At 65.2% G+C, this 1,654-nt stretch carries 1 protein-coding gene and 1 pseudogene; both read right to left on the reverse strand.

Translation table 11 applies throughout. From position 1 onward, the window contains the following. Nucleotides 1–164, reverse strand: a pseudogene (locus tag ACGFU7_RS48060) (IS630 family transposase); the annotation flags it as partial. Between the two features lie 143 nt (nucleotides 165–307). Beyond that, nucleotides 308–1,132 (reverse strand): LPXTG cell wall anchor domain-containing protein, encoded by an 825-nt coding sequence (locus tag ACGFU7_RS48065; RefSeq protein WP_393705134.1) that lies wholly within the window; start codon nucleotides 1,130–1,132, stop codon nucleotides 308–310. Between the last annotated feature and the right edge of the window lie 522 nt (nucleotides 1,133–1,654).

Raw genomic sequence — 1,654 nt, forward strand, 5'->3', positions numbered from 1 at the left:
CGCGGACATCGCGTTCACCGAGAACCGGTTGCCCGTGCGCCGCACGATCGGGGTGCGCCCCTTCTCGCCCCACGTCCGACCGGTGACCTGGTCGGCGAAGAAGACCTCGCCGCCCTCGCCTTCGTCCGGATCGCCGACCAGGTCTCCTCATGCCAGCGCCGCAACGTCCTCACGGTCCCGCCCTGCCACGAGCGCGGCCACCGCCCGCAACCGCAGAACCTCCTGCGCCGCCGTCGACAGATGCCGCGCGTCCCCCACCAGATTACTCACACCCAGCCCAACGACCCAGAATCACAAGCGTTTCGGGTCAATAGCTGGTGGGGGTGCGGTTGCGACGGCGGATGAAATAGACAGCGCCACCGCCACTCGCCAGCAGCGCCGCGCCGGCGAAGCTGAAGGCCACCAGCTGTGAGCTGTTGCCACCGGTTTCGGCGAGGTTCTCGGTGGGCGTCGTGGAAGCCGGTTGCGCAATTGGGCTACCGGTCGGGGGTTCGGTGCTCGCCGGGGGAACGGTGGAGGACGGCGAAGGTGAGTCGCTCGAGGTCTCCGATTCGCTCGGGGAGGGGGTGCTCGGCTCGCTCGGCGAGGCGGGCGGCGTTGAGGGCGCGGACTCACAGGGCGCACCGCCGTTCCAGACGGTGATCAGGTCATCCGGCGTGATGACGGAGGGGTACTGCGGCAGAGCGTGGCCGCCGGTGCCGTCGTACTTGTTGCTGTTGCCGTACATGTCGATCTGGCCGGAGCAGGACGGCGCGAAGGCGCTCACGTCTAGCGAGGCCTCGGTCTTCTCGCTGTTCAGCTTGACGGTGTCCCAGCCGAGAAACTCCTGCTTGCCGGAGGTCTCCCAGGTCGCACCCTCCGCGCTGTAGGAAGCCAGCGAGACCGGGTATTCGCAGCCCTGCTTGACTTCGCCGGTCAGCCGGACGGAGATCTTCGTTGGTGCGGCACCGTCGAGCCTGCCGTTGACGGACCAGGTCTGTCCGCCGTCCTTCGAGTTCTCGATGCGCACCTGGCCGCACTGCTGCGGGGTGGCCGATGCCTGGGCGGAGCCGAAAGCCACGACGGATATCGCGGCAGTCAAGGAACTCAGCCCGGCCGCACCGATGGTGCGTTTGAATGTGGAACGATGCATTGGGAGGTTCTCCCTGAACGCGGGGCGGAGGGGCATACGTAAGCGGTACGGGGGAGGATTCCACGCATCATGAAAGACTCATACCCACAGGCTCACGAGGAATCTCGCCGCCGAAGTGAGAGGTCTGCAGCCCGCTGGCTGGACAAAGCTGAGTATGGCTCGACTCATCATCGCTGTACAGGGATGCGATGCCTGGTTTCGTAGTGATCGCCAGGCTATGCCTACTTCCATGACGTCCACTTCTTACCAAACTGTGATCTCCTCCTTCTCGACCTTTCAGACGCATCAAGACGTGCGGTCGGCGAGCACAACGGTGTTGCCCACAGCGGTCATTGGGCGCGCCCCGGAACTCCGCCGGATACCTGTATTGATCGGAAACTCAATGGGTTCTCGTTGAGGGTGTAGCGGACGTGGGGGCCGTGGGAGTCAGGGCTTGCGCAAGTTCCCGAGTCGCCCAACTGGCGTGAGGATGCAGCGAGTTGGGGAGGGCGACAGAGCGGACACGGGATCCGTGATCATTCA

The sequence above is a fragment of the Streptomyces sp. NPDC048473 genome, from assembly GCF_043200155.1.
Classification (GTDB): domain Bacteria; phylum Actinomycetota; class Actinomycetes; order Streptomycetales; family Streptomycetaceae; genus Streptomyces.

Coding starts and splice junctions, on each gene's coding strand:
- ACGFU7_RS48065 (WP_393705134.1), bottom strand. CDS start 1,132: ATGCATCGTTCCACATTCAAACGCACCATCGGTGCGGCCGGGCTGAGT.